Here is a 21670-nt window from a genome sequence, read left to right on the forward strand (position 1 = left end):
AATGACAACTTTCGATACATTCAAAGCAATTTATTCCACGAGTCTGTAGTCCGTTTCTGAAACACAGCCTTAGGTATTGCCCCCTCTCAATTCGACGCCTAGCCTTGCCCCTCACTGACCGGGCCAAGCTCCCGCCTGCGTATAAAAACTTAACACTCAATGACTGCCAAGGAGAGGTAAGCATGGCATTTGATGCCTATTTGAAAATCGACGACATCCCAGGCGAAGCACTGGATGAAAAGTACAACAAATGGATCGAAGTAAACGGTTATGACTTCGGTGTGAGCCAAAGCACTTCAGCCTCCGCAAGCTCCGCCGGCGGCGCCACATCAGGCCGCACTGCCGTCAGCCATTTCACCTTCAAAAAGTTTCTCGACAGTGCCAGTTGCAAACTGATGGAGGCCAGTTGTGCAGGCCAGCATCTGAAAGAAGTCAGGCTGGCGCTGTGCCGAGCCGGCGGCGACAAACTCAAATATTACGAAATCATCCTTGAAGAGGTGATCATCGCCGACTATACGCAGAGCGCAGACGATGGCATTCCAATAGAAGTGGTGCAGCTCGACTACGGCAGAATCAAGACCACCTACACCCAGCAGAAACGTACGGACGGCACCGGCGGCGGCAACATCGCTGGCGGATGGGACCGGATCAGCAACAAGAAATACGCGTGAGGAAACCGCCATGTCCGAAGCCCGCGCGTTCATCAATCCCAGGATGCAGAACTACCATACCCTGAAGGCCGGCCTTATCCTGAGCGGCCACGCTGTGAACAAGTTTGATGTGCTCAACGCGCACATCTACAACACCGTGGTCAAAAGTGGTGAGTTGGTGATCATGGGGGACTGGTCTACACCCACCTGTACCAGCCACGAGGCGTTTTTGATGTCGAAGGCTGCGGTTACGCATATTGGCTTGATGCGTAGCGGGCAAGGGGCTGACGAGTTTTTTCTCGAGAATTTCGAATTATTGAAAAGCCTGCTCGCCCATGCATCCATGGGCGCAGGCGTGGTCAGCGATGGCTGGAGCAAGCACTTGAAGGCTATTCAAGACACATTACTGGAAATTGAAAAGCTGTATCAGGAGCACATGAGCTCCGGGACACTCAAAGCTCGCGATCAGTTCTATGCCAGGCGTGCGGCGTTGTTCGCTAAGCTGGATGAGCAGTTGAGCAAAATGGCAGCGTTTGGTGCCAGTTTGCGAAACAACGGGTCGATCAAAAGAACGCTTGGCATCTCCACGAAAAGCTATTTGCATGCAGGGGAAATTGCAGGGTATGCCGATAAGGTCGCAGGGGTTGGCAAGGCAGCGAACCTGATCAAGAAAGGCGCCTATATCGGCATTGCGTTGGAGGTCGCAAGCACAAGCTTATCAATCAAAAAAGCATGCGCAGAAGGGAGAGATGAAGAATGCAAAAGAGCTACCATCGTTGAGAGTGGTGCACTTGCAGGTAGCGTGGGAGGAGGCCTAGTTGGCGCAATCGGTGGAAATCTCATTGGAATGGCAGCCTGTAGCGTGGTCTTAGGAATAGCATCAGGCGGGCCTGGAGCGATCGCGTGTGGGGTAGGGGGCGGAGCCTTGGGAGGAATCGTAGGCGGGAAACTCGGAAGTGAAGGAGGAGAATATTTGGGCGAAATTTTGTATGAGCGAGTGACAAAGTGACCACAACCCAACTTGCTTTAGGCGCAGCCTATGGCATTATTTTTACAGCGATTTTTATCTCACTACCTCTAACATTTTATTTATCACATCGTGATACCGAATATATAGAGTCCCTGCTACCCAGCTGCAAAATCATCAACGACAATAGAAAGCTATATTCTGAATTCGGCCTGACCGGCAAAATCATTCGATTTGGAGCGCTGTCTCTGATGTTAGTTTTCCCAGAGGCGTATGCACGCAGAGGCCTGATAAATTTTGACGAGGTTGATCGGCTACCCGAACGAATGAAAAAACGACTCTGCAGACTCGTCATCTTCAACCTCGCCTTATTTCTAGCATTACTGTTAACTCACGCGTGCCGATATCTCATTTGAATCTCGAGATCTGCCAAGCCGGCCCCGGTGTGTGCGTGGGTTTGGGAATTGCCACTGGAGGTTCGGGCGGAGTTTTTTGCGCAGTGGTCGGCGGAGCCATAGGAGGAAAATATGCCGGTGACTACGGCGAAGAGAAGGGTAAAGAATTCGGCGAGATTCTGTACCGAGAACGCCGGAGATGAGCATGATGGAGCCGGGAATAATAGGCTTCCTCATCATCACCCTCATGTCAATCGTCCTGATCGCGCAATGCTATATTGCCCATAAGCACACCGATTCTTTTGAGTCATCTTAGCCAACTGCAAATATATTGCTGACAACAAAAACATTTATCAACACGCAGGACTACTAGAAAAAATTATCCGTACAGGCTCCATCTCACTAGTACTGGCAATTCCTCAACTATTCATATGGCGAGGATTAGCTAAAGCACGTTCGCTATTGTCATCAATCAGCCCGGTATTGGACTATCGCCGGGGCATGCCCTTCCCGCGGGCGCCCTGCCCAGGTGCATGCCAACCTCGGCAAAACGGCCCGGCTCGAGCGAGACGTGAGCGCGGAGCACTCACGCGCCTCGCCGGCCCCTGCTAGACAGGCATAGCTATCAGATCAAATGGAGTTGGGGCCAACCTTCAACGCCCTCAGGCTCAGCGCGCAACCTGCTCTTACATATTCAACCTGGGCAGTTACCGCATCTTTCACTACTGCTTCGCCAAGATCGGTGAGCTCTTGCCTTTTGATATGTTCGACACTCAGGTGCAGCATGTGCATTGCAACATCCATCGCCTTCTGGAATGCCAGTAGCGTCGTATTCGGCCCTAGCTCAGCAATCACCCTTTCCCAGCGGTTGTCTGCATCCGCCTGCAGGGTCAGGAATTCTTTCATGGAAACCTTGTCGTCGGCATAAATCCTGGTCAGTAAATCTTCAAGCGATTTCGAAATAACTGTCATGGCGATCTCCTTGAGTTCGAGTATTTCGGGAAACGCCTGATGAAGTCGAAAAGATGATTCATCAAGGCGTGTTCCGTTAGGCTTCGGTAGGTGAGTCAGTAAACTAACTCAACCACCAAAGGGGGCTATCAGGCCATTCCACTCGAACTGAACCATCCTCCACGCCGACGCAGCGATTTTTTTCAATCGCCCGCTTCAAATGCTCCCTGACATTCTGGTGAACAGGTGCTGGATGCCAGGGGGAGGCCAATCGGGGCCCTCACGCCTCCACCCTCCAACGGGATCGAACGCCCAAAATGCGGATCCCTACTGCTGCACACCCTTGCGAACCTCTACTTCATCCCACTGTCCCACCTAGCAACACCCACGCTGTAAACCGCGACCTTCGCCTGTGGGTTTGCCCCCGCGCTTGTGTCATCATGCTCCGACCGCCGGTAAGTCCTTTTAAGCCTCCTTATATGAACAGACCCTTCGCACTGCTGCTTGCCTTCGCCCTGCTCCAGGGCTGCCAGAGCCTGGCCCCGCAGACGGCCGAGCCTCCCGTTGCCGACGCCGGCAAAGGTGAGGCCGAAAAGCCCGTGGTGTATGGGTCGTTCAAACAGGACACGCTCTATAGCTTGTTGGTGGCCGAGCTGGCCGGCCAGCGCAACCGCTTCGACATTGCCCTGGCCAACTACGCCCACCAGGCCGAGAAGACCCAGGACCCTGCCGTGTCCGAGCGTGCCTTCCGCATCGCCGAGTACCTCGGCGCCGACGAGCCGGCGCTGGACAGCGCGCTCATCTGGGCCAAAAACGACCCGCAGAACCTCGACGCCCAGCGCGCCGCCGCCATCCAACTGGCACGCGCCGGTCGCTATGACGACTCCATGACCTATATGGAGAAGGTGCTGCAGGGCCAGGGCGACACGCACTTCGACTTCCTCGCCCTCTCTGCTGCCGAAACCGACCAGAGCACCCGGGACGGGCTGCTGCAGAGCTTCGACCGGCTGCTGGTCAAGTACCCCGACAACAGCCAGCTGGTGTTCGGCAAGGCGCTGCTGCTGAACCAGGACGGCAAGGCCGAAGAAGCCCTGGAACTACTTGAAGAAAACCCGGCGCAAAATGGCGAAATAGCCCCGATCCTGCTGCGCGCGCGCCTGCTTCAGGCCCTGGACCGTGGCCCGGAAGCCCTGCCGCTGCTGCGCGGGGCCATCCGCGACAACCCCGAAGACAAGCGCCTGCGCCTGACCTACGCGCGTACCCTGGTCGAACAGGACCGTATCGCCGACGCCAAGGGCGAGTTCATCAGCCTGGTGCAGGATTACCCGGAAGACGACGAGCTGCGTTACTCCCTGGCGCTGGTATGCCTGGAAAACAAGGACTGGGACGAGGCCGAGAGCTACCTGCGCGAAATGATCGAGCGCGACAGCAATGTCGATGCTGCTCACCTCAACCTGGGGCGGATCGCCGAAGAACGCCATGACCCGGCCGGCGCCCTGCGTGAATACGCACTGGTCGGCCCGGGCCCCGATTACCTGCCGGCGCAATTGCGCCAGGCCGATATTCTCATCGCCAACGGCCGGGGTACCGAGGCTTCGCGCATGCTCGCAGAAGCCCGCGAAGCACAGCCGGACATCGCCATCCAGCTGTACCTGATCGAATCGGAAAGCTACAGCAACAACAACAAGGACGCCCAGGCCAACCAGGTGCTGCAACAGGCCATCCAGCGCTACCCGGACGACCTCAACCTGCTTTACACCCGCGCCATGCTCGCCGAAAAACGCGACGACCTGCCGCAGATGGAAAAAGACCTGCGCGCCATCATCGCCCGCGAGCCGGAAAACGCCATGGCCCTGAACGCCCTGGGTTACACCCTGGCCGACCGCACCACGCGCTATACCGAAGCCAAGGCGCTGATCGACAAAGCCCACCAGCTGACCCCGGATGACCCAGCGGTGCTCGACAGCATGGGCTGGGTCGCCTACCGCCTGGGCAACCTCGACGAAGCCGAAGGCTACCTGCGCCAAGCCTTGCAGCGCTTCCCCGACCACGAAGTGGCCGCCCACCTGGGCGAAGTCCTGTGGGCCAACGGCAAGCGCCGTGAAGCCCGCCAGGTCTGGGCCAAGGCCTTCGAGGCCCAGCCCGACAGCCCTATCCTGCGCAAGACCGTCTTGCGCCTGACCGGATCCGAGACCCTTTAACGCCATGTTTTTGCGCCATTGCATCACCTTCACCCTGATTGCCCTGCTGGCCGGCTGTGCTGGTTTTGGTAGCCGCGAAGCCCTGCAGGGCCACGGCGACCCGCAGCAGTGGCGCGCCCATAAAGAGCAACTGAGCAGCCTCGATGGCTGGCAGATCAACGGCAAGGTCGGTATCCGCGCCCCGCGCGATTCCGGCAGCGGCACGCTGTTCTGGCTGCAACGCCAGGATTACTACGACATTCGCCTGGCCGGCCCGCTGGGCCGTGGCGCCGCGCGCCTGACCGGTCGCCCCGGCGGCGTGGTGCTGGAGGTGGCCAACCAGGGCCGCTACGAAGCCACCAGCCCCGAAGCCTTGCTGGAAGAACAACTGGGCTGGCAATTGCCGGTTTCGCACCTGGTCTGGTGGGTACGCGGGCTGCCCGCTCCAGACACCAAGAGCAAGCTGACCCTGGACGGCGACAGCCGCCTGGCCAGCCTCGACCAGGATGGCTGGCAGGTGCAATACCTGAGCTACACCGAGCAGAATGGCTACTGGTTGCCCGAACGCCTGAAGCTGCACGGCAAAGACATCGATGTGACCTTGGTGGTCAAGGACTGGCAGCCGCGCCAGCTGGGGCATTGATCGATGCCTACGCTCACCCTGCCCGCCCCGGCCAAGCTCAACCTGTGGCTGCACATCATCGGGCGCCGCCCGGATGGCTACCACGAACTGGAGACCGTGTTCCAATTCCTCGACCACGGTGACGAGCTGACATTCGCCGTGCGTGAAGACGGCGTGATCCACCTGCACAGCGAAATCGAGTCGGTCCCCCACGACAGCAACCTGATCGTGCGTGCCGCGCGCAAGCTTCAGGAACAGTCGGGCAGCCGCCTGGGTGCCGACATCTGGCTGAGCAAGGTGCTGCCCATGGGCGGCGGCATCGGCGGCGGCAGTTCGAATGCGGCGACCACCCTGCTGGCGCTGGCACATTTGTGGCAACTGGACTGGGACGAAGATCGCCTGGCCGATCTGGGGCTTGCCCTGGGCGCCGACGTACCGGTCTTCGTCCGTGGCCACGCGGCGTTTGCCCAGGGTGTCGGCGAACAACTGACCCCGGTCGACCCGATCGAGCCGTGGTATGTCGTGCTGGTGCCGCAAGTGCCTGTCAGTACAGCAGAAATTTTTTCACATCCGCAGTTGACACGTGATTCTCTCCCCCTTAAGATGCGCCCCGTTCCCGAGGGAAACAGTCGAAATGACTGCCAAGGGGTGGTTGAGCAGCGGTATCCAGAAGTTCGAAACGCATTGAATTCTCTGGGTAAATTCACCGAAGCTCGACTAACAGGAACTGGAAGTTGTGTGTTTGGGGCCTTCCCAAGCAAAGCCGAAGCTGATAAAGTTCTGGCCCTTCTTTCAGCGACCCAAACAGGGTTTGTGGCGAAAGGAAGCAATGTTTCGATGTTGCATCGCAAGCTGCAAAGTCTGGTCAAGAAGCCGAGTGCCTAGCGCTCGCAGCAACAGATACAGGGGCGTCGCCAAGCGGTAAGGCAGCAGGTTTTGATCCTGCCATGCGTTGGTTCGAATCCAGCCGCCCCTGCCATTTTCCTTATACTCATCCAGGTATACCCTCAGCCTCCAGGTACTGCGCGTGTCCAAGATGATGGTCTTTACGGGGAACGCTAACCCCGATCTGGCTCGGCGTGTCGTACGTCAGCTGCATATCCCTCTCGGTGACGTCTCTGTCGGTAAGTTCTCCGACGGCGAGATCAGCACTGAGATCAATGAAAATGTTCGCGGTAAAGACGTTTTCATTATTCAGCCGACTTGTGCCCCGACCAACGATAACCTGATGGAACTGGTAGTGATGGCCGACGCCTTCCGCCGCTCCTCAGCATCCCGAATCACCGCCGTGATTCCTTACTTCGGATACGCCCGCCAGGACCGCCGTCCGCGTTCGGCACGTGTAGCCATCAGCGCCAAAGTTGTCGCTGACATGCTCACTGTCGTGGGTATCGACCGTGTTCTCACCGTCGACCTGCACGCTGACCAGATCCAGGGTTTCTTCGATATTCCTGTCGACAACATCTACGGTTCGCCCGTACTCGTCGACGATATCGAAGACCAGCGTTTCGAGAACCTGATGATCGTCTCCCCGGACATCGGTGGTGTCGTGCGCGCACGTGCCGTCGCCAAGTCCCTGGGTGTCGACCTGGGTATCATCGACAAACGCCGTGAAAAGGCCAACCACTCCGAAGTCATGCACATCATCGGCGACGTCGAAGGGCGCACTTGCATCCTGGTAGACGACATGGTCGATACCGCCGGCACCCTGTGCCATGCGGCCAAGGCTCTGAAAGAACACGGCGCGGCCAAGGTTTATGCCTACTGCACGCACCCTGTCCTGTCGGGCCGTGCGATCGAGAACATCGAGAAGTCGGTACTGGACGAGCTGGTGGTGACCAACACCGTTCCGCTGTCCGCCGCTGCTCAAGCCTGTGACCGTATCCGCCAGCTGGATATCGCACCGGTTGTAGCTGAAGCGGTCCGCCGCATCAGCAATGAAGAATCGATCAGTGCGATGTTCCGCTAAGCGGAACGTGTATTGATATGAAGCGCCCCGCCCCAGCATTTGTTGGGGCGGGGCTTTTTTGCCATCCCCGTTGGCGCTGGTCGCAAACGCCCTCGGGGGGCTATTTTGGAGAAACAAAATGACTGATTTCACTCTGAACGCCCAAGCGCGTACTGACCTGGGGAAAGGTGCGAGCCGCCGCCTGCGTCACTCCGCTCACATCCCAGCCGTTGTTTACGGTGGTAACAAGGACGCCGAGTCCCTGACCATCCTGGCCAAGGAAATCACCAAGCTGTTCGAAGACGAGGCTGCCTTCAGCCACGTGATCGAGCTGAACGTTGACGGCGTCAAGCAAAACGTCATCGTCAAGGCCATGCAGCGTCACCCTGCCAAGCAGTTCATCATGCACGCTGACTTCATCCGCGTCGTTGCTGGCCAGAAGCTGACCGCTGTTGTTCCAGTGCACTTCATCAACGAAGAAGCACCGACCAAGAAAGGCGGCGAGATCTCGCACGTTGAATCGCAGATCGAAGTTTCCTGCGAAGCCAAAGACCTGCCTGAGTTCATCGAAGTTGACCTGGCCAACGCTGAAATCGGCACCATCATCCACCTGTCGGACCTGAAAGCTCCGAAAGGCGTAGAGTTCGTAGCTCTGGCCCACGGTGATGACAAAGCTGTTGCCAACGTTCACGCGCCACGCGTTGCTCCAGAAGCTGAAGAAGGCGCCGCTGAGTAATCCACTCGCGCGCCGGTGTTGATCGGGTTACAGTGCCGCGCACCGTAACCCACCAACTCCAAGGAAGAGCCCCTACGTGACCGCCATCCAGTTGATCGTCGGCTTGGGTAACCCCGGCCCCGAATACGAACAGACCCGGCATAACGCAGGGGCTCTTTTCGTTGAACGCATTGCCAGCGCCCAGCGCGTCTCCTTGACCGCTGACCGCAAGTATTTCGGCCTGACGGCAAAATTCAGCCATCAGGGCAACGACGTTCGTCTGCTCATCCCCACCACCTACATGAACCGTAGCGGCCAGTCCGTGGCGGCCTTGGCCAATTTCTTCCGCATCAAGCCGGAAGCAATCCTGGTGGCGCATGACGAACTCGACCTGCCTCCGGGCGTCGCCAAGCTCAAGCGCGGCGGTGGCCATGGTGGGCACAACGGCCTGCGCGACATCATCGCGCAGCTCGGCAACCAGAACGACTTCCACCGCCTGCGGCTTGGCATCGGCCACCCGGGTGACGCCAAGCTGGTCTCCAACTTCGTCCTGGGCCGCGCGCCGCGCGCCGAGCAGGAGAAGCTCGACGCCAGCATCGATTTTGCCCTCGGCGTGCTGCCGGACGTGCTTGCCGGCGACTTCGCCAAGGCGATGCGCGAGCTGCACAGCCAGAAGGCCTGACACTTTAGAAAGGGGAATACCCATGGGTTTCAATTGCGGCATCGTCGGCCTGCCCAACGTCGGCAAGTCCACCCTGTTCAACGCCCTGACCAAGTCTGGCATCGCGGCGGAGAACTTCCCCTTCTGCACCATCGAGCCGAACAGCGGCATCGTGCCGATGCCCGACGCGCGCCTGGCTGCGCTGGCAGAGATCGTCAAGCCTAACCGCATCCTGCCGACCACCATGGAGTTCGTCGACATCGCGGGCCTGGTGGCCGGTGCCTCGAAAGGTGAAGGCCTGGGCAACAAATTCCTCGCCAACATCCGCGAGACCGACGCCATCGCCCACGTGGTGCGCTGCTTCGAAGACGAGAACGTGATCCACGTTTCCAACAGCGTCGACCCCAAGCGCGACATCGAGATCATCGACCTCGAACTGATCTTCGCCGACCTCGATAGCTGCGAGAAGCAACTGCAGAAGGTCACCCGCAATGCCAAGGGCGGCGACAAGGAAGCCCTGGCGCAAAAGGCCATTCTGGAAAAGCTGATTCCGCACTTCACCGAAGGCAAGCCTGCGCGCAGCCTGATGAAGAACATGGCTGACGACGAAAAAACCGTCATCCGTGGCTTCCACCTGCTGACCAGCAAGCCGGTGATGTACATCGCCAACGTGGCTGAAGACGGTTTCGACAACAACCCGCACCTGGACGTGGTCCGCGCCATCGCCGCAGAAGAAGGCGCGGTCGTGGTACCGGTGTGCAACAAGATCGAAGCCGAAATCGCCGAACTCGACGACGGTGAAGAGAAAGACATGTTCCTCGAGGCCCTGGGCCTGGAAGAGCCTGGCCTGAACCGCGTTATCCGCGCTGGCTACGAGCTGCTCAACCTGCAGACCTACTTCACTGCCGGCGTGCAGGAAGTCCGTGCATGGACCGTGCGTGTCGGCGCCACCGCCCCGCAGGCCGCTGGCGTGATCCACACCGACTTCGAAAAAGGTTTCATCCGCGCTGAAGTGGTGGCTTATGACGACTTCATCCAGTTCAAGGGTGAAGGCGGTGCCAAGGAAGCCGGTAAATGGCGCCTGGAAGGCAAGGACTACATCGTCAAAGACGGCGATGTGATGCACTTCCGATTCAACGTATAACGGCAGTAAATCCGCGGCGCCCCGTTCGCGGGTAGACCCGGCCCCACAGGTACTGCGCCGCTCTTCAGGCTGGCGCTAAACCTGTAGGAGCGGGTTTACCCGCGAATGGGGCGCCGCCGTTTCAGCCCAGGGAAAGGAATGACTCACGCCCGTGATGACTTGAGCTGTGTAGGAGCGGATTTATCCGCGAACAATCCACCGCGGAGTATGGCCACCGAGCAACACCTGCCTCAGTGCCAGCTGATATCTCCAGCCTCCCGGGTCAGCACCAATTCCGCAGTAGCTGAATCACGTAGAGCAATGCCTCGGCTGAGGGCATGTCGTTGTTGATGGTGTAGAACGAGCGTGTGGTGAGTTTGCTGGGCGGATCAGGAACAATCTTCTTCATGACTTTCTCTCGTTTGATGGCAGAAGCTGCCCCGTTCCCTCTCACAGGATTAGGTGGCAGCTGTACGTGGGGTGAGAGACCGGCCAAACAAGAGCGAAAACCGGCCAGGCAAAGGCCTGCCCACGCACAGCTACCATGACGGTACTGCTCTTGGTTGTAAGCAGGCTCTCACACCCGATCGTCAAACCATGACGACCCGGGGAAATTAGCCCTGATGCTCATCATCGACAACAGCGAAACGGCAGCGGCGCGCGTAGGATAATTCCCAAGCTAACTTGAACTGAAGCATTTGGTTTCAGGTTAGGAAAGATCCTACGCCTGAAGCGCCAAAACGAGGATCAGAAGCGTTCTTCCACCACTTTGAAGGGATACGCCACCGCCTTGTACTTGCCGATCTTGCCGCGCTTGGGCAGCTTCACCACCTAGTCACGGGTGATGTCCTTGTAAGGCACCCGTGTCAGCAAGTGGCTGAACCCCGCTCCCACATGGGTAGTCGCTAACCTTGCGGCCCGGCTAACGGCTCAAATGCGCCGAGCAACACCTGCCTCAGTGCCAGCTGATATCTCCAGCCTCCCGGGTCAGCACCAATTCGGTCAACGCCCGCCCCATCTGCACGTTGTGTACAGAATTGACCAGCATGCCGATACCCGGCTCGCCGACATTGCCGCAGATGTATTCGTCCAGGGTGTCTTCGATGCCGCGCAGTAGCTGAATCACGTAGAGCAATGCCTCGGCTGAGGGCATGTCGTTGTTGATGGTGTAGAACGAGCGGGAGGTGGTTTTTGCGGTGGGCGGATCAGGTACGAGCTTTTTCATGATGCTTCTCCGAGTTCAGTACACGAAGCCCCCACTCAACTTCCTCTCACAGAAGCAGGGTGGCAGCCGGACGTGGGGTGAGAGACCGGCGAACATCGGAATTCCGGCCAGGCAAACGCCTGCCCACGAACGGCTGCCATAGCACTGGCACGATGTATCACCGGGCTCTCACACCCGATCGTCAAACCATGACGACCCGGGGAAATTAGCCCTGATGCTCATCATCGACAACAGCGAAACGGCAGCGGCGCGCGTAGGATAATTCCCAAGCTAACTTGAACTGAAGCATTTGGTTTCAGGTTAGGAAAGATCCTACGCCTGAAGCGCCAAAACGAGGGTCAGAAGCGTTCTTCCACCACTTTGAAGGGATACGCCACCGCCTTGTACTTGCCGATCTTGCCGCGCTTGGGCAGCTTCACCACCTGGTCACGGGTGATGTCCTTGTAAGGCACCCGTGTCAGCAAGTGGCTGATGATGTTCAGCCGCGCGCGGCGCTTGTCGTTGGAGTGGGCCAGGAACCACGGTGCCCAGGACGAATCCGAAGCGGTGAACATCTCGTCACGTGCGCGGGTGTATTCGTCCCAGCGGGTATAGGACTTCAGGTCCATGGGCGAGAGCTTCCACAGTTTGCGGCCGTCACTGATGCGGTCCTGCAGGCGGCGGGTCTGTTCGTCGGCGCTGACTTCCAGCCAGTACTTGATGAGGATGATCCCCGACTCGACCATCAGTTTTTCCAGCAACGGCACCACGGTGAGGAATTTGCTGGCCTGCTCTTCGGTGCAAAAACCCATCACCCGCTCGACACCGGCGCGGTTGTACCAGCTGCGGTCGAAGATCACCACCTCACCAGCTGCCGGCAGGTGGTTGAGGTAACGTTGGGCGTACATCTGGGTTTTTTCCCGCTCGGTCGGCGCTGGCAGCGCCACCACGCGGAATACCCGGGGGCTCACCCGCTCGGTAATGGCTTTGATGGTGCCACCCTTGCCAGCACCATCACGCCCCTCGAACACGATGCACACCTTCAGGCCCTTGGCCACGACCCATTCCTGCAGCTTCACCAGTTCGACATGCAGGCTTTTCAGTTGCTTCTCGTAGGCCTTGCCGCCCAGTTTCTCGGTGGGTGCTTGCAGGTCTTTCTTGCGGGAGGACTTGGCCATTGGCAGGTTCCTGAAGGCGGCTGAACAGTCAGTATGGTTCAAACCTGACGGTTCACTTCGCCAGCTTGTCGTAACTGGTCATCAGGTTGCGGTAGTCCGGAATATGGTTGGAGAACAAGGTCCCCAGCCCTTCGACATCATTGCGCCAGTCGCGGTGCAGCTCACAGGCCACGCCGAACCAGGTCATCAGTTGCGCCCCCGCTGCCTCCATGCGCCGCCAGGCGGAATCGCGAGTCAGCTCGTTGAACGTACCGGATGCATCGCTGACCACGAACACCTCGAAGCCCTCCTCCAGCGCCGACAACGCCGGGAAGGCCACGCAGACTTCAGTGACAACGCCGGCGATCAACAGCTGCTTCTTGCCGGTGGCCTTCACCGCCTTGACGAAATCTTCGTTGTCCCAGGCGTTGATGTTGCCAGGGCGGGCGATGTACGGGGCGTCGGGGAACAGCGCTTTGAGTTCTGGCACCAGCGGGCCATTGGGGCCGGTTTCGAAGCTGGTGGTGAGGATAGTCGGCAGCTTGAAGTACTTGGCCAGATCGGCGAGGGCCAGCACGTTGTTCTTGAAGCGGTCGGGGTCGATATCGCGGACCAGTGACAGCAAGCCAGCCTGGTGATCGACCAGCAGCACTGCGGCGTTGTTCTTGTCCAGACGTTTATATTGGAAGGCCATGACAAATCTCCTTGCGAACGCAGGTTGGGAGTTTCAGCGTAGGCAAGGATTGAGGTTGGGATCTGCCGTCAGTCGGCGAAGGCCTGGATGATCACATCCCACCGCATGTCAATTACGCACTCGTCGGTACTGCTGGGTCGGACTGCGCGGTGAATCTGGCTCTGTCATTTCGATCAGCCCTGCAGCCAAGGCAGGTTTCAGATAACTTTTGCTAAACGTGGGGCGGTGAGAAAGCCCTAGACGCTGCATCAGCTCATTGCTTTTCAACGCGGAACCCGGCGGAAGGATACTCAAAAGGCTAGCTACTTGATCGGTTACTTGATCGGTTACTTGATCGGTAGCACTGGCTTCAACAAGCGCCTGCAGGAGAGCACTCAGCATGAACTCGGCAAACGGTGTTGCCTCAGCTGCCTGATCAGAAGCTGCAAGCGCTGCGTAATAGGCTTCCTGTTGCTCACGGATAACAGTTTCCACCGGCATGAATGCCATAACAGGGCGCCAGCGACTTAGCAGGAGTGTCTGCCATAACCTCCCCATCCGCCCGTTACCGTCAGCGAACGGATGGATGAATTCAAATTCGTAGTGAAAGACGCAGCTTACAATCAGAGGATGCCACTCACTGCGGGCCAGCCAATGCAGAAGGTCTTGTACCAGCGTTGCAACCCGGCTGGCGGGTGGGGCCATGTGCAGCAGCTTTGCCTCACGGTAGATACCCACGCCACTCTCGCGGAAGTGGCCTGCATCATCAATCAGCCCCTGCATCAGTAAACCGTGCGCAGTCAGCAAATCGGATTGACGATCCGGCTGCCAGGTCGGCATCGCATCGTAAGCAGAGAAGGCGTTGCGGACTTCCTGGATCTCGCGTGGCAAACCCATTACTCGCTTGCCATCCAATAGCGCGGTCACCTGCTCGACGGTAAGGGTATTGTTTTCAATAGCAAGCGATGCCTGGATGGTCCGTACACGGTTACCTCGGCGCAGTTGGGGTGTGAAGGTATCTTCCCGATAAGCCGTCAGGTGCCCCACGCACTCACTGATCTCGGCGACCAGTGCCAATATTCGCGGCGTTACTGTCAGCGGCGGCTGGTAATTGCTCATCGCCTGTATTTCCCTTGAATTCAAAAGACCTGAAGAGGGCTGCATTGCCACCCAAAGGCCACACGCAATTGCCTTCACCTTATCCACTGCTATGGCATGGGTAAAGCAAGCGGGACTGTTGGTTCACGAATTTCTAAACTAATTATTTCCCCCCAGCGATTTTTCCCCCCGCCCCTCCCCACCAGAATCGCTTCACCACAATCACAAAAACCGTGAGGCCACTCCCGTGGACCAGACACTCCAGGTACGGCAGGCTGCCGCCGACCTCGTCGCCGCCTTTGCCAGCAACGACACCACCCGCTACTTCGCCTGTTTCAGCGAGGACGCCACCTTCCTCTTCCACACCCTGCCGCAACCGCTGCTGTCGCGCCATGCCTATGAAGACCTCTGGGCTCAATGGCAGGCCGAGGGTTTTGCTGTGCTGGGCTGCGTGTCGAGCAACGTGCAGGTGAGCCTGCAGGGTGAGGTGGCGATCTTCATGCACGATGTGGCCACACGCATCCGCATCGCGGGCGAAGAACAGCAACTGGCCGAACGCGAGACCATCGTGTTCCGCCGTCAGGGTGAACGCTGGCTGGCGTGCCACGAGCACCTGTCGGTCGTCACCGCAGCCTGATCCACCCTTACGCGGCCCTGCCGCCCTGCCATCGCACCCACAAGAGGGCCGCGCCCCGCGCCGGCCTACAACAACGCGCTGGAGCATCACCATGAGCCACTCGACCGGTATCGAGACCAATGGCGTCGAACAGATCCCTGACGATCAACGCGACGCCGCCCCGCTGGACCTGTTCCGCCTCATTTTTGGCGGTGCCAACACCTTCGCCACCGCCGTGCTGGGCAGCTTCCCAGTGTTGTTCGGCCTGTCGTTCCAGGCCGGGGTCTGGGCGATTCTGCTAGGGGTCGGCGTGGGCGCGCTGATCCTCGCGCCCATGGGCCTGTTCGGTGCGCTCAACGGCACCAACAATGCGGTGTCGTCAGGTGCGCACTTCGGCGTGCATGGGCGCATCGTCGGCTCGTTCCTGTCGCTGCTTACCGCCGTGGCATTCTTCTCGCTGTCGGTATGGAGCTCGGGCGATGCCCTGGTCGGCGGCGCCAAGCGCCTGGCCGGCCTGCCGGAAACCGACCTGACCCTGGGCCTGGCCTACGGCCTGTTCGCCATCCTGGTATTGGTGGTGTGCATCTTCGGCTTCCGCTTCATGCTGTGGGTGAACAAGATTGCCGTATGGGCGTCGAGCCTGCTGTTCCTGCTGGGCATCGTCGCTTTCGCAGGGCCGTTCGATGCGGGCTACGCCGGTAGCGTCAACCTCGGGCAGGCCGGGTTCTGGGCCGCCTTCGTCGGTGCTGCGATCCTGGCCATGAGCAACCCGGTATCGTTCGGTGCCTTCCTTGGCGACTGGTCGCGCTACATCCCGCGGCAAACGCCGAAGGCGCGCATCATGCTGGCGGTGATCGCCGCACAGGCCGCCACACTGATCCCGTTCCTGTTCGGCCTGTGCACCGCCACGCTGGTGGCCACCCAGGCACCGGACTACATCGCCGCCAACAACTACGTGGGTGGTTTGCTGGCCGTTGCGCCAAGCTGGTTCTTCCTGCCGGTGTGCCTGATTGCGGTGATTGGCGGCATGTCCACCGGCACCACGGCGCTGTATGGCACGGGCCTGGACATGTCCAGCGTGTTCCCGCGCCTGCTCAGCCGCGCCGGCGCCACCCTGCTGATCGGCGTGCTGGCCATTGCCTTCATCTTCATCGGCCGCTTCACCTTCAACCTGGTGCAGAGCGTGTCGACCTTCGCCGTGCTGATCATCACCTGCACAAGCCCTTGGATGGTGATCATGATCCTCGGCCTGATTACCCGCCGCGGCTTCTACCATGCTGACGACCTGCAGGTGTTCACCCGCGGCCAACGTGGTGGGCATTACTGGTTCCTGCATGGCTGGAACTGGCGCGGCATGGGCGCGTGGATCCCCAGCGCGGCCGTCGGCCTGTGCTTCGTCAACCTGCCGGGGCAGTTCGTCGGCCCGCTGGGTGACCTGGCCAGCGGTATCGACCTGAGCCTGCCGGTCACCCTGGGCCTGGCCGGCGTGCTCTACCTGCTGCTGCTCAACCTGTTCCCTGAACCTGCTGGCGTGTATGGCCCCAACGGCCCGCGCTGGGTGCGCTGCAAAAGCACCCCGCACACGCCGGTGCTGACCACTGCCGAAATGGCCTGACTGGATACCGACCATGACCACTTCCCACTACATCGCCGGCCGCTGGGTCGAAGGCCAGGGCAGCGACTGCATCAGCGTCACCGACCCTGCGCTGGGCCTGCCCTTCGCCGAACTGATGGCTGCCAGCGTTGCCCAGGTTGACCAGGCCGTTGCTGCAGCGCGTGAAGCCCTGCCCGCCTGGAAGCACACCAGCGCCAGCGACCGTGCAGCCTACCTGCGCGGCTTTGCCGAGCAGCTCGGGCAGCGCCGTGAAGCGTTGATTGCCCTGCAGATGCGCAACAACGGCAAGCCGCGCCACGAGGCCGAAATCGACCTGGACGATGCGATTGCCACATTCAGCTACTACGCCGACCTGGCCGAGCAACTGCCGTCGAAAAACCGCGACGTCCCCCTGGCTGCGCCCGGATTCACTGCGCGCACCCGGCTGGAACCGGTGGGCGTGGTCGGCCTGATCGTGCCGTGGAACTTCCCGCTGGTGACCAGCGCCTGGAAGCTCGCCCCGGCCCTGGCCGCTGGCTGCACGGTGGTGCTCAAACCGTCGGAGGTCACACCGCTGATCGAGCAGGCTTACGGCCAGATCGCCGACACCCTCGGCCTGCCCGCCGGCGTGCTGAACATCGTCAACGGCAAGGCCGAAACCGGCGCGGCGCTAAGCAACCACGCAGGCCTCGACAAGCTGTCGTTCACTGGCAGCAACAGTGTCGGCAGCCAGGTGATGCGCAGTGCTTCGGCACAGTGCCGGCCGGTGACGCTGGAGCTGGGCGGCAAGTCGGCGATCGTGGTGTTCGACGATTGCGATGTCGACCAGGCAGTGGAATGGATTGTCGCCGGCATCACCTGGAATGCCGGGCAGATGTGCTCGGCCACCTCCCGCCTGCTGGTGCAGGATGGCATCGCCGATACCCTGCTGGCGCGCCTGCAGCAAGCCTTGGAGAAGCTGCGGGTTGGCAACCCGCTGGCTGAAGAAGTGGACATGGGCCCGCTGACCAGCCAGGCACAGTGGTTGAAAGTTGCCAGCTACTTCGCGACGGCACGCGAAGAGGGCCTGCAATGCCTGGCGGGCGGGCATGCGCTGGACCGTGAGGGTTGGTTCGTGAGCCCCACGCTGTATGCCGACGTGCCTGTGGACAGCCGCCTGTGGACGGAGGAGATCTTTGGCCCCGTGCTGTGCGCACGTCGCTTCTCGACCGAAGCACAGGCGATTGCCGAGGCCAATGACAGCCGTTTCGGCCTGGTTGCCACCGTCTGTTCGGCCGACCTGGAACGCGCCGAGCGTGTGGCCGATGCGCTGGAAGTCGGGCATGTGTGGATCAACTCGGTGCAGGCGGTGTTCGTCGAGACGTCGTGGGGCGGGACCAAGGGCAGCGGGATAGGGCGCGAGCTCGGGCCTTGGGGGTTGTCAGGTTATCTTTCGGTGAAGCACGTCACCCGGTGCCTGGGCTGATACCAACAGGGGCCGCTGCGCGGCCCAATCGCCGGCAAGCCGGCTCCTACAAAGTTTTGCGCAGCCGCTGAAGGCGGCGAGGCCCTGTGGGAGCGGGCTTGCCCCGCGAATGGGCCGCACAGCGGCCCCTGATTTACGCCGGCTCGTCCGCCGGGCGCGAGCCTTCCTGCAGCAGCACCATGCTCTGTGGCGAGGACAGCGGAATATTCTCATCTCGCAAGCGGCCGAGGATAGTGAACAGTAGATCGCTGCGGGCACCCGACACCTGCCGCGGCCCAGCCACATAACCACTGACGCTGATCACCATGCCACTGGTCGTCAGGTCCTTGAACGTCACCGAAGGCGTTGGCGCATCCAGGATCGCCTCGTGCTCGTGATAGGCCGCCAGCAACAGCTCGCGCACCTGGTTGGCATCCGTCTCCAGCGGCAGGGTCAAGGTGATGCCCACCACGCCCAGCGCATTGCCCATGGTCACGTTACGCACGTTCTGCGAGATGAATTGCGAATTGGGCACGATCACCGTGGAGCGGTCGGACATCTGGATCTCGGTGGCGCGCACGTTGATCCGGCGAATGTCACCCTCGACACCGGCCAGGCTTACCCAGTCACCCACCTTGACCGGGCGCTCGGTGAGCAGGATCAGGCCGGAAATGAAGTTCTGCACGATCTGCTGCAGGCCGAAACCGATACCGACCGACAACGCACTGACCACCCAGGTCAGGCTGGTGAGGTTGATGTGCAGTGTCGACATCACCAGCATGGCCAGGAACAGGAAGCCCAGGTAGCCGACCAGCGTCACCAGCGAAGCACGCATGCCGGCGTCCATGTCGGTTTCCGGCAGCAGGCGCTCGCTCAACCAACGCTTGAGCACGCGAATGCCGAGCATGCCGCCGAATAGCATCCCCACTGCCAGCAGAATGTCGCCAGGCACGATGTTCAAGTTGCCGAGCATCTTGCCACCGGTGCCATCCCAGTCACCCAGGCTCAGCAGCAGCTCGCCCGGGCTGGTGCCCGATGGCATCAACGCCAGCATCACGGCCAGGAACAGCAGGAACGTGCGGCCGATACCCGTCAGGATGGTACTGGCCTGCGCCTGATGGCGTGGCGCCAGGCCCAATGTCGAGGCCAGCGCCAGGCCGCCGGGTTGGCGCGGCGACAGCAGGGTTTCGAACAGGTCACCGATAAAGGTGGTCAGCAGGTAGGCACAGGTGGCGACCACGCTGATCCACAGCAGCTTGGCGGTGAGGAAGTAGGCCAGGGTCAGGTAACCGGCCAGCAGTGTCAGCACGATCAGGCCAACCCACACCACGATCACGAAAGGGATCAGCCCGGCCACGCCGGTCGGGCGCTCCAGTTCATGCTTGCGCAAGGTGCGGCGATAGCGGACGAGCGCGGTCGTGAAGATTGCCGCCACCACCAGCGCAGTCAGGCCGTTGGTCGCCACCGTCAGCGCCAGGCTGGTGCCGATCACGCTGTTGATGCGCTCCATGGTCAACATCACCATCAGCGCCAGCGCCAGCAACTTGGGGAACCAGCCCAGCGCGCTGGCCACTTCATCATGGATCGGCGGCAGGCGCCAGGACGGGCGCTGCAGCATCAACATGGCGCGGCCCAGGCCGGTGATGAAGGCACTGAACACCACCAGGGTGAGGAAGTGGTTGGTCAGGCTGGCAATGTCGGAACCCAACTCGGCGCTGCTCTGCAGGCCCCAGCGCAGCAGCGACACGGAACCGGCGATGGTGCCCAGGGTGGCCAGGCTTACGCTCAGGGCCAGTGCGCTGCGGCGCAAGCGACCTTCGGGCAGCCAGCGGATCATGGCATCGGCAAGCAGGCGCTCGAAGAGCAGGCGCACCAGCGTCCAGACCAGAATCGCCGCCACCAGGCTGCTGATGAAGAACCAGCGGTGTTCAGGACTCAAGGCGCTGGCCAGGGCATCGCTTGCCTCGCCGCGCAGGTCGCGCAGGCGCATCACGTCATCTTCGGTCGGGCGTATCAACGACTGCCAGAACGCGGGGGTCAGCGGGCTGGTTGCGCGGCTGGTGACCTGCGAGTTGAACTGGCTGCGGCGCAAGTTGACGATCTGCGTGGACAAGTCGCGGGCTGACTGGGTCAGCTTGGTGGCCTGGTCCTGTTCGGCAACCAAGGCCTTCTTCTGCGCCTCGAGATCCTTGCGTTGCAGGGTGAGGCTTGCGGCTTCATCAGGCTGCGGCGGGCCGATGACTTTCAGCTGGTCATCGATTTTTTGCACATCACCCGTGCGCACCGTACTCAACGCGTCGGCTTGGCGTTGTACCTGCACGGCGGCCATGCGTAGCTGCGAGAGCACGTCATCATTGGCGTTGCTGGTGACCCCCTGACGAATCTGATCGAGCCGATCGCTCAGCTGCTCGATGCTGGCATTCTCATCAAGCGCCGGCAGCTCGCCAGCGGCCAGGTTGGACACTGGCGTGGCGGCCGACCAGGCTGGGGCAGCGAGCGCCAGCATCAGGGCCATGACACCCAGGCAATAACGGGCAAGGCTTACACGCCTCATCGAACATTCCTCTATGCAACTCGATTTGGCGGTGGATTCTACGCGGCTTATGGCAATCAGGAGAGTGCCGTCTCTCGCGCCAATAGCTGTTGTTTTCGCTCCACCCCCCAGCGGTAGCCACTGATGTCGCCGTCCCGGCGCACGATTCGGTGGCAGGGGATGGCCACGGCGATGCGGTTGGCCGCGCACGCCATGGCCACGGCACGTACCGCTTTGGGTGCGCCGATGCGTTCGGCGATTTCGGTGTAGCTGGCCCGGCTGCCCACCGGCACCTCGCGCAGGGCTTGCCAGACCCGCTCCTGAAAGGCGGTGCCCTGCACGTCCAGCGGCAGGTCCAGGCCCAAGGCGGGGGCTTCGACAAACCCCACCACTTCGGCGACCACGCGTTCGTAGTCGGCATCACCGCCGATCAGCCGGGCTTTGGGGAACTGGTCCTGCAATTGCTCGAGCAACGCTTCAGGGGCCTCGCCCAATAGAATCGCACAGATGCCCTTCTCGCTCTGCGCCACCAGGATTGCGCCGAGTGAACATTGGCCAACGGCAAAGTGAATCGTCGCGCCGTTGCCACCTGCGCGATACTGCCGCGGGCGCATGCCCAACCGCTGGTCGGCACTTTCGTAGAAACGGCTGCTGGAGTTGTAGCCCGCGTCGTAGATGGCGTCGGTCACAGAGCACTGCCCATCGTTCAGGCTTTCACGCAGGCGCTGGGCGCGGAAAGCCGAGGCATAGGCTTTGGGCGTGAGGCCCGTTTCGTCCTTGAACATGCGGTGCAGGTGAAACGGGCTAACGGCCAGTTGCGTGCCGAGCTGGTTCAGGCTGGGTGGGTTGTCGCTGGTTTCCAATAGGCGACAGGCGCGGGCCACGAGATCGGAGCGGCGGTGGGCCGCAGATTTGGCCTGGCAACGGCGGCACGCGCGATACCCGGCGGCTTCTGCGGCGCTGGCATCAGCGAAGAACTCGACATTCTCGCGTTTGGCCATGCGTGACTTGCAGCCCGGCTGGCAGTACACACCCGTGGTGCGTACGGCGTAGACGAAATGCTTGGCGGCGCTGGGGTCGCGGGTTTGTACGGCTTGCCAGCGTTGGTCGTCGGTTGTGAAAGCGTTCATCACGCTAAG

The 21670-nt window shown here is 60.6% G+C and carries 20 protein-coding genes, 1 tRNA gene and 1 pseudogene; 13 read left to right on the forward strand and 9 right to left on the reverse strand.

The genetic code is table 11. The features are described 5' to 3' along the window. The first annotated feature begins 182 nt into the window (after nucleotides 1-182). Both ACNQPL_RS03550 and ACNQPL_RS03555 read left to right on the forward strand, forming a co-directional pair. Nucleotides 183-671 carry an Hcp family type VI secretion system effector gene (locus ACNQPL_RS03550; RefSeq protein ID WP_416465933.1) on the forward strand — a complete coding sequence of 163 codons (489 nt, stop codon included), beginning with the start codon at nucleotides 183-185 and terminating at the stop codon, nucleotides 669-671. 10 nt (nucleotides 672-681) lie between these two features. Beyond that, nucleotides 682-1659: a hypothetical protein gene (locus ACNQPL_RS03555; protein WP_416465935.1), complete on the forward strand. Its 978-nt coding sequence runs from the start codon at nucleotides 682-684 to the stop codon at nucleotides 1657-1659. Nucleotides 1660-2642: 983 nt separating this feature from the next. On the opposite strand, the gene ACNQPL_RS03560 is transcribed toward ACNQPL_RS03555, so the two are convergent. Then, nucleotides 2643-2984 (reverse strand): hypothetical protein, encoded by a 342-nt coding sequence (locus ACNQPL_RS03560; protein ID WP_416465937.1) that lies wholly within the window; start codon nucleotides 2982-2984, stop codon nucleotides 2643-2645. A 458-nt stretch (nucleotides 2985-3442) separates the two neighbouring features. Here ACNQPL_RS03560 and ACNQPL_RS03565 point away from each other — a divergent pair, with 458 nt between their 5' ends. The 8 genes from ACNQPL_RS03565 to ychF all read left to right on the forward strand — a co-directional run bounded on the left by ACNQPL_RS03565 (nucleotide 3443) and on the right by ychF (nucleotide 10233). Continuing rightward, nucleotides 3443-5164 carry a tetratricopeptide repeat protein gene (locus ACNQPL_RS03565; protein ID WP_346614889.1) on the forward strand — a complete coding sequence of 574 codons (1722 nt, stop codon included), beginning with the start codon at nucleotides 3443-3445 and terminating at the stop codon, nucleotides 5162-5164. A 4-nt stretch (nucleotides 5165-5168) separates the two neighbouring features. Further along, entirely contained in the window at nucleotides 5169-5786 is a 618-nt protein-coding gene (gene lolB, locus ACNQPL_RS03570) for a lipoprotein insertase outer membrane protein LolB (protein ID WP_416465939.1), read from the forward strand. 3 nt (nucleotides 5787-5789) lie between these two features. After that, on the forward strand, nucleotides 5790-6650 hold the full coding sequence (gene ispE, locus ACNQPL_RS03575; protein WP_416465941.1) for a 4-(cytidine 5'-diphospho)-2-C-methyl-D-erythritol kinase: 861 nt from the start codon (nucleotides 5790-5792) through the stop codon (nucleotides 6648-6650). 19 nt (nucleotides 6651-6669) lie between these two features. Further along, nucleotides 6670-6744: transfer RNA gene (locus ACNQPL_RS03580), tRNA-Gln, on the forward strand. Nucleotides 6745-6792: 48 nt separating this feature from the next. Then, nucleotides 6793-7734, forward strand: a complete 942-nt coding sequence (locus ACNQPL_RS03585; RefSeq protein WP_003247410.1) for a ribose-phosphate pyrophosphokinase — start codon at nucleotides 6793-6795, stop codon at nucleotides 7732-7734. A 118-nt stretch (nucleotides 7735-7852) separates the two neighbouring features. Then, entirely contained in the window at nucleotides 7853-8449 is a 597-nt protein-coding gene (locus tag ACNQPL_RS03590; RefSeq protein WP_346614886.1) for a 50S ribosomal protein L25/general stress protein Ctc, read from the forward strand. Between the two features lie 76 nt (nucleotides 8450-8525). After that, complete coding sequence (gene pth / locus ACNQPL_RS03595; protein ID WP_008099045.1) at nucleotides 8526-9110, forward strand: aminoacyl-tRNA hydrolase; 585 nt, start codon at nucleotides 8526-8528, stop codon at nucleotides 9108-9110. A 22-nt stretch (nucleotides 9111-9132) separates the two neighbouring features. Next, nucleotides 9133-10233 (forward strand): redox-regulated ATPase YchF, encoded by a 1101-nt coding sequence (gene ychF / locus ACNQPL_RS03600; RefSeq protein WP_346614885.1) that lies wholly within the window; start codon nucleotides 9133-9135, stop codon nucleotides 10231-10233. Nucleotides 10234-10495: 262 nt separating this feature from the next. On the opposite strand, the gene ACNQPL_RS03605 is transcribed toward ychF, so the two are convergent. From ACNQPL_RS03605 to ACNQPL_RS03630, 6 genes and pseudogenes are all read right to left on the reverse strand, one after another. After that, nucleotides 10496-10621 carry a hypothetical protein gene (locus ACNQPL_RS03605; RefSeq protein ID WP_416465944.1) on the reverse strand — a complete coding sequence of 42 codons (126 nt, stop codon included), beginning with the start codon at nucleotides 10619-10621 and terminating at the stop codon, nucleotides 10496-10498. A 338-nt stretch (nucleotides 10622-10959) separates the two neighbouring features. Next, a pseudogene (locus ACNQPL_RS03610) lies at nucleotides 10960-11091 on the reverse strand (polyphosphate kinase 2); the annotation flags it as partial. A 76-nt stretch (nucleotides 11092-11167) separates the two neighbouring features. Beyond that, complete coding sequence (locus ACNQPL_RS03615; protein WP_387529054.1) at nucleotides 11168-11437, reverse strand: hypothetical protein; 270 nt, start codon at nucleotides 11435-11437, stop codon at nucleotides 11168-11170. Between the two features lie 338 nt (nucleotides 11438-11775). Next, nucleotides 11776-12594, reverse strand: a complete 819-nt coding sequence (gene ppk2 / locus ACNQPL_RS03620) for a polyphosphate kinase 2 (RefSeq protein ID WP_346614882.1) — start codon at nucleotides 12592-12594, stop codon at nucleotides 11776-11778. 52 nt (nucleotides 12595-12646) lie between these two features. Further along, entirely contained in the window at nucleotides 12647-13267 is a 621-nt protein-coding gene (gene ycaC, locus ACNQPL_RS03625) for an isochorismate family cysteine hydrolase YcaC (RefSeq protein WP_346614881.1), read from the reverse strand. Nucleotides 13268-13375: 108 nt separating this feature from the next. Next, entirely contained in the window at nucleotides 13376-14365 is a 990-nt protein-coding gene (locus ACNQPL_RS03630) for a Fic family protein (protein WP_416465947.1), read from the reverse strand. A gap of 226 nt (nucleotides 14366-14591) precedes the next feature. Here ACNQPL_RS03630 and ACNQPL_RS03635 point away from each other — a divergent pair, with 226 nt between their 5' ends. The 3 genes from ACNQPL_RS03635 to ACNQPL_RS03645 all read left to right on the forward strand — a co-directional run bounded on the left by ACNQPL_RS03635 (nucleotide 14592) and on the right by ACNQPL_RS03645 (nucleotide 18019). After that, entirely contained in the window at nucleotides 14592-14981 is a 390-nt protein-coding gene (locus ACNQPL_RS03635) for a YybH family protein (RefSeq protein WP_416465949.1), read from the forward strand. Nucleotides 14982-15072: 91 nt separating this feature from the next. After that, nucleotides 15073-16575, forward strand: coding sequence for a purine-cytosine permease family protein (locus ACNQPL_RS03640; protein WP_416465951.1), 1503 nt, complete (start codon nucleotides 15073-15075; stop codon nucleotides 16573-16575). Between the two features lie 13 nt (nucleotides 16576-16588). Next, nucleotides 16589-18019 carry an aldehyde dehydrogenase family protein gene (locus ACNQPL_RS03645; RefSeq protein ID WP_416465953.1) on the forward strand — a complete coding sequence of 477 codons (1431 nt, stop codon included), beginning with the start codon at nucleotides 16589-16591 and terminating at the stop codon, nucleotides 18017-18019. Between the two features lie 133 nt (nucleotides 18020-18152). On the opposite strand, the gene ACNQPL_RS03650 is transcribed toward ACNQPL_RS03645, so the two are convergent. After that, nucleotides 18153-20552: a DUF3772 domain-containing protein gene (locus tag ACNQPL_RS03650; RefSeq protein WP_416465955.1), complete on the reverse strand. Its 2400-nt coding sequence runs from the start codon at nucleotides 20550-20552 to the stop codon at nucleotides 18153-18155. A gap of 56 nt (nucleotides 20553-20608) precedes the next feature. Further along, nucleotides 20609-21661, reverse strand: coding sequence for a bifunctional DNA-binding transcriptional regulator/O6-methylguanine-DNA methyltransferase Ada (ada, locus tag ACNQPL_RS03655; RefSeq protein ID WP_416465957.1), 1053 nt, complete (start codon nucleotides 21659-21661; stop codon nucleotides 20609-20611). Nucleotides 21662-21670: the final 9 nt, after the last annotated feature.

This window comes from Pseudomonas sp. LFS044, assembly GCF_047978245.1.
Taxonomy (GTDB): domain Bacteria; phylum Pseudomonadota; class Gammaproteobacteria; order Pseudomonadales; family Pseudomonadaceae; genus Aquipseudomonas.